Annotated in this window: 3 protein-coding genes; 1 reads left to right on the forward strand and 2 read right to left on the reverse strand. The window is 52.9% G+C overall.

All coding sequences use genetic code 11. The annotated features are described in order from the left end of the window. Positions 1-26: 26 nt before the first annotated feature. Together rpoC and JW953_15795 are read right to left on the reverse strand one after the other, a co-directional pair. Positions 27-4,286, reverse strand: coding sequence for a DNA-directed RNA polymerase subunit beta' (gene rpoC, locus JW953_15790; protein ID MBN1994160.1), 4,260 nt, complete (start codon positions 4,284-4,286; stop codon positions 27-29). 213 nt (positions 4,287-4,499) lie between these two features. Then, positions 4,500-5,381, reverse strand: coding sequence for a tyrosine-type recombinase/integrase (locus JW953_15795; GenBank protein MBN1994161.1), 882 nt, complete (start codon positions 5,379-5,381; stop codon positions 4,500-4,502). A 412-nt stretch (positions 5,382-5,793) separates the two neighbouring features. Between JW953_15795 and JW953_15800 the strand changes: the two genes are divergently transcribed. Next, positions 5,794-6,693: hypothetical protein (locus JW953_15800; GenBank protein ID MBN1994162.1), on the forward strand; the 900-nt coding region annotated here is incomplete at its 3' end.

Here is a 6,693-nt window from a genome sequence, read left to right on the forward strand (position 1 = left end):
AACTTATAGATTTAGCATAAAAACGGTTATATATCCACCGCTACTTCACCAGTTCCATCCCCATCATCTCTAAACGCCAGATCGGCTGCTTCCTCCAGTTCGGCCACCAGTTCCAGGCTGTCGCCCTCGGTCTGGCTGTCGTCGTCCTGGCCATGATAGTGCAGGTAGCCTGTCCCGGCGGGGATCAGTTTGCCCAGGATCACGTTTTCCTTCAGGCCAAACAGGTCATCTCGTTTGCCCTCAATGGCCGCCTGGGCCAGCACGTTGATGGTATGCTGGAAGGAGGAAGCCGAGAGGAAGCTCTCGGTGCTGAGAGCGGCTTTGGTGATACCCAACAAAATGGGCCGCCCTGCCGCCGGACGTTTGCCTTTCGCAATCAGCTCTTGGTTGATGGCCTGGAATTTTTGATAGTCGAGCAATTCGCCGGCCAGATAGTCGCCATCGCCGCCGGTCACAATTCGCACTTTGTTGGTCATCTGGCGGATGATAACCTCGATGTGTTTATCGTTGATGGGCACGCCCTGTGAGCGATACACTTTTTGCACCTCCTCCAACAGGTAAACCTGGGCCGCCTCCCGGCCCAGCACGCGCAGGATGCGGTTGGGGTTGAGCGAGCCTTCCGTCAGTTGTTGGCCCACCGTTACCTTGTTGCCATCTTTCACCCGCAAGCGGGCCGCCGACTCGATCTCGTACTCCTCTTCTTGAGTGAATTTCCAGCGGATGGTAATCTTGAACCCATCGCGTTGCACTTTGCCGCCGGTTTCGGCCACAATTTCCTGGTCGCCTCGTTTGGCCAGGCGAGTTTTGGCCGCTATTTCGTCGCCGTCTTCCACCAAAACGGCCCAATTGCCGGGGATTTCGTATTCGTCCCGGCGCATTTCAGACGAAACCACTTTCAAAACCCGGCTGCCGTCTTCGCGGACCACCAGTTCAACCCGCCCATCAAGGTCGGAGATAATGGCTTCACCTTTGGGCGCCCGCGCTTCAAACAGCTCCTGCACGCGGGGCAGACCGTGCGTAATATCCTCAACGCCGGCCACGCCGCCGGTGTGGAAGGTGCGCAGGGTCAACTGCGTGCCCGGCTCGCCAATGGATTGAGCGGCGATAATCCCTACGGCGGCGCCAATTTCTACCAGGCCGCCGCGGGCCATATCGCTGCCGTAACACAGGCTGCAAATGCCGTGTTCAAGTTGGCATTGCAGGGCCGAACGGACCATCACTTCTTGCAGGCCGGCTTTTTCAATCTGGTCGTACTCTTTTTCGCCAATCAGTTGGTTCTTTTCAACCAGTACTTCGCCGCTTTCCTTGTCCACAATCTTTTTGAGCGTCACCCGGCCTAACAGGCGTTCTTTGAAAGTTTCACCCAACCTGAAGCTATCCTCTTGAGTAACCGGGATACCCACTTTGGTGCCACAATCGTGCTCGTTGATAATTACGTCCTGGGACACGTCTACCAGGCGACGGGTCAGATAACCGGCGTCGGCGGTACGGAGGGCGGTATCGGCCAAACCTTTGCGCGCGCCGTGCGTGGAAATGAAGTATTCCAGGGCGGTCAAACCTTCGCGGAAGTTGGATCGAATGGGCAGGGCAATAATGCGCCCGCTGGGGTCGGCCATTAAGCCGCGCATGCCGGCCAACTGGCGGATAGGTTGGAAACCGCCTTTGGTGGCTCCGGAGTCGGCCATAATTTTTACCGGGCTGTTTGGGTCAATTGAGGCGCGCACGGCTTCTGTTACCTGGTCGGTGGCCTCAGTCCAGAGTTGCACGGTTTTGATATAGCGTTCCTCTTCAGTGATGAGACCGCGCCGGTATTGCTGCTCGGTATTGGCCACCTGTTCGGTTACTTTGTTCAGGATTTCTTTCTTTTCTTCAGGAACCGTGATGTCGGACACGGAAATGGTGGTGCCGGATTGGGTGGCATACTTAAAGCCCAGAGATTTGATCTGGTCTACTAATTTGGCCGTTGCTTCCAGGCCCAGGGTGTTGTAACTCAGGCCCACCAGGTCTTTTAAGGCGCCTTTGTCTAAAACTTTGTTCACATAGCGTAGGTTTTCGGGCAAGGCGCTGTTAAAGATAGCGCGGCCCACCGTGGTTTCAATGGGTTTGGTGCGTTTAGAAGTGGCCGTGTAATGCAGTAGTTTGATGTTGGCGTGCAAAGCCACTTTACCCAGGGAGTAGGCCAGAATAACTTCATCAAGATCGGTGAAGATTTTGCCTTCGCCTTTTTGGCCGTCTTCGGCCTGGGTGAGATAGTATACCCCCAGCACCATGTCTTTGGTGGGAGAAACCACCGGCTCGCCGTTTGAGGGCAGCAGCAAGTTGCGGCTGGCCAACATCAGGTCGCGGGCTTCTTTGACCGCCTTTTGGGAGAGAGGAATATGCACCGCCATCTGGTCGCCGTCAAAGTCGGCGTTAAAGGCGGAACAAACCAGCGGGTGAATTTGAATAGCGTTGCCCTCAACCAGGATTGGCTCAAAAGCCTGAATGCCCAGCCGGTGCAGGGTGGGGGCGCGATTGAGCAAAATGGGCCGGGTTTGGATGACTTCTTCCAACACTTCCCACACTTCTGGCCGGCGTTGCTCCACAATGCGTTTGGCCCCTTTAACATTATTGGCGTAGTTATACTCTACCAGCTTTTGGATGACAAAGGGCCGGAACAATTCCAGGGCCATACTCTTGGGCAACCCGCATTGGTGCAATTCCAACTCCGGGCCGATCACAATCACGGAACGGCCGGAGTAGTCCACCCGTTTGCCCAGCAAATTACGGCGGAAGCGGCCCTGCTTGCCCTTGAGCATATCGCTCAGGCTCTTGAGCTGGCGGCGTCCCCGCGACGAAACGGCCTTACCCCGCCGGCTATTGTCAATCAACGAGTCAACCGCTTCTTGCAGCATGCGCTTTTCATTGCGCACAATCACGTCGGGCGCAGATAGATCGAGCAGGCGCTTAAGGCGATTGTTGCGGTTGATGACCCGGCGGTAGAGATCGTTCAAATCAGAGGTGGCAAAGCGCCCGCCATCCAGTTGAACCATTGGCCGTAAATCCGGGGGGATGACGGGCAGCACGGTTAAGATCATCCATTCGGGGCGATTGCCGCTTTTGCGCAGATTTTCTACCACCCGCAGGCGTTTGATGGCCTTTTTCTTGAGCTGTTTGGACCGCGTCCCCCGAATTTGGGTGTGCAGTTCTTTGATCATCTTTTCCAGGTTAAGGTCTTGGCAAATCTCGTACAATGCCTCGGCTCCCATACCGGCGCTGAAAACGTTGCCCCAGCGGTCCGAGAGGTCACGGTATTGGGCTTCGTTGAGAAATTGCATAGACTGAATGCCCATCAGTTCCTGGCGCTGTTCCTGGATTTGGGCGGCAAATTTATTGAATTCCCCGGAATTGGCATCGTCCAGGGCTTCTATTTCCTGGTCGGCCATGTGGCGCAGGCGGTCAATTTCGGCGGAAATCCGGTTTTGCTCGCGGCTGAGTTCCTCGTCGCTCTCAACCTTGATTTCATTGAGCCGGGCCTCAACCATGCCGTTCAAAGCTTTAAGATGCTTGCGGTCAATTGTCTCTCCGGCTTCAACAATGGTTTCATCGCTGCCACTAAATACAATTGGCGCGCGCACTGTTGAGCCGGTTTTATCTTCCAGCCGTTTTTGCAGTTGTTGGGCTTCTTTCATCACGGCTTCAATGAGTTTATTCTGGTTTTCGGTGGCGGCGTTCACCAGTTTTTGCTCTTCGTCTCGCAGCCGGGCAATGCTTTCGTCGGCTTTGCCCCGAATTTCGTCTACCCGTTCCTGGCGAGTTTCTTCCAGCCGTTTTTCTTCGCGGTTCAATTCGTCGTCCAGCCGTTTCAGGGCACGAGCGCGAGCCTGTTCGTCCACCCTGGTGATCACGTAATGGGCAAAGTAAAGCACGCGGTCCAGATTGCGGCGAGAAATATCAAGCAAAAGCCCCATATAAGAAGGGACGCGGCGGGTGTACCAGATGTGGGCCACGGGCGCGGCCAGTTCAATGTGCCCCATTCGCTCGCGGCGCACCGACGAACGGGTTACCAAAACCCCGCACTTTTCACAAACAATGCCCTTGTAACGCACTTGTTTGTATTTGCCGCAATAACATTGCCAATCTTTGGTGGGGCCAAAAATCGCCTCGCAAAAGAGGCCGTCTTTTTCCGGCCGCAGCCGACGATAGTTGATTGTCTCCGGTTTGGTCACTTCACCATAAGACCAGCCGAGAATTTCTTCTGGCGAAGCCAGACTGATGCGTAAGGCGCGGAAATCTTTTACTTCCAAGGTAAACCTCCTGAAAATAAATAATTAGAAATTAAAAATTAGCGGTTACTACTCAGCCCCATGTCATTTCGAGGCTGTGGGCCGAGAAATCTACTTTTTAAGGAACGGCTTTAAGGAGATTTCTCCCTTCGGTCGAAATGACATGCCTGAACAGTTACAATTAGCGTAACGTGGGGCGTCCGGCGCTAACTTTTAATCTCTACTTTCTAAATTCTAATTTTCTTGACCATCATGCACTGCCAAATATTGGGCAGTAATAGCACTATTTTGATGCCCTAGCCGTTTGGAAACAAGATCCAGGTTGCCGGTTTCGGCCAGGAGGCGCACCGCAAAGGTGCGGCGCAGCGATTGCGCCGATACTCCGGCCAGCCCGGCTGTTTTGGCGCAATCGCTAATGATGCGCTGCACGGTGCGTTCGGAAACGGGCTGTCCCTTTTGGCTGAGGAAAACGTGGTTGGTGTGAGCGGTTTGGGGGCGAATGGCCAGGTATTCGTTGAGCATTTTGCAAACTTCACTACGTATCGGTAAGTACCGGGTTGTCTCATCCCGGCCGTTACCCACCTTCAGGCGAAGGCCGGGATTGTCAAAAATCAGGTCGCTTTTTTGCAGGTCAACCACTTCACTAACGCGCAAGCCGGTTTGAAGCATTAATTGTAAAATCGCCTGATCGCGCCGCACCAGGCCGGCGCGGGCGCCGTTTTCGGCGGCCTTGAATAATTTTTCAACCTCGCCTTCAGAGAGGGGGCGAGAAGGGGCCTGCCCATTATTTTGCACCAAAGCCACGCCTTGGGTGGGATTGGCGGGCGTAAAGCCCACTTCTCTGGCAAAAGCAAAAAATTTTCTAAGGGCCATCAGATGCCGGTTCACCGTGGCTGCGGCGCGATGAAGTTCTTGGGTAAGGTGATACCGGTAAAGCCGAATATGCTCCTGGTTAGCGCCACCCAGTGAAAATTCATTGCCAAATTTTTGGCGGCCCCAGCGCAAAAACACGCGCAAATCCGCCAAATAATTGACAATGGTAGATGACGACAACGCCGATTTTGAGAGCGATTCTTCAAATTGGGTCAGGATGACCTCATCCTGTTCTTGCGCCATAAGTAGAACTCAAGTTGCAATTGGCTTTAGACAAAAAAACACGCCTCGCTGATTGGGCGCAATCTTTCCTAGATTGTATTCAGGATAGGGGAGAAGGGGAATAATTCCACTAAAGCCGGTTTATTTTATACGCAATAATTATAACCCATTTGCCGCCAAACGTCAACTTAAAGAGAGATTAATGACCCGGTAAATTGGTACTATTAATACAATTCGCTTAGTTCCCGTTGGGTTTGTGTAGGCCAAATAGCTTAAGAATTATTGGCAACCATACCTGGTTGTGCTATAATGTTGCGATGTATTTTAAACCGTATGCCAAATTACCCAATGACTTTGCGGCTGTTTGGTAATATAATGGTAGCGGTCTGAGATTGAAATTTTATTATAACCCATTTATATAAGGAGGGCTAATATGGCTCATAAAAACATGGCTTACAAAAATAAACAATTTCTCAATTTGGTCAAGGGCATTGCCTTACTGTTTGTGGTAGCCGCAATTGTTTTAACGGCGTCTATCTCAATGGCGGCAGGAGGCGGTGGTAGTACGCCCTCGGCCGCAGTGGTACTTGACGATGAAGTCAATCGCGGGCATCTCGATCCGCTGGAGCAGCACTGGTTCAAGTTTGTGCCGGATAAAGATGGCCGAGCAGTTGATATAGAAAAATCATTGACCCTGGTTTTTACGCCCAAACAACCCTACACCATCGAGTATGTGAATTTGAACATTTTTGAAGAGAATCAAATTCAGTTCTTTTTCAATGGCGATACCAGCAAAATGGCGAACCTGGGCGCAGGCAGTGTGGTTGAACGAGATAGTAATCCTGAAACTGGCGAGTTGATCTGGACCGGTTGGGTTTTTGGCCCCAAAACCTATTACGTTCAGGTGGTCAACAACAGCGACTTCCCCATTGATTACCACCTTTTTAATGCCGATGTCAAACAGGCTGAATTGGGCGAACCGGAACAACCGCCCACGCCAGAGCCGCCGCCTGTTGTGGCTGAACCCGACCCGGACTTTCCGTATCAGGCAGGCATTGACCCCTACACTCCGGCGGAGTTGTCGCCGGATGGCTTGAGCAAGGGCAAACTGGCCCCCAACTCCACGGGTTGGTACGAGTTTGATTTCCCTGACCCTGAAAATAACGACGAGCAGGTGCTCACCGAGTTTACCCTCTTCTTTACCCCCGACGACGGCAACCTGAGACATAAAGTTAATTTTGAACTTTTCCGCGCCGGTGAAGTTGACTTTTGGCTGCGTGGCGACGGCAAGGAAGGCATGAGCCACTTTGGCGACGGCGTGCTTGTGTCGCGG

Source organism: Anaerolineae bacterium (assembly GCA_016931895.1).
Taxonomy (GTDB): domain Bacteria; phylum Chloroflexota; class Anaerolineae; order 4572-78; family J111; genus JAFGNV01.

Bases quoted from the DNA above. Each gene is read 5' to 3' on its own strand.
- JW953_15795 (MBN1994161.1), bottom strand. From the start codon at position 5,381: ATGGCGCAAGAACAGGATGAGGTCATCCTGACCCAATTTGAAGAATCG.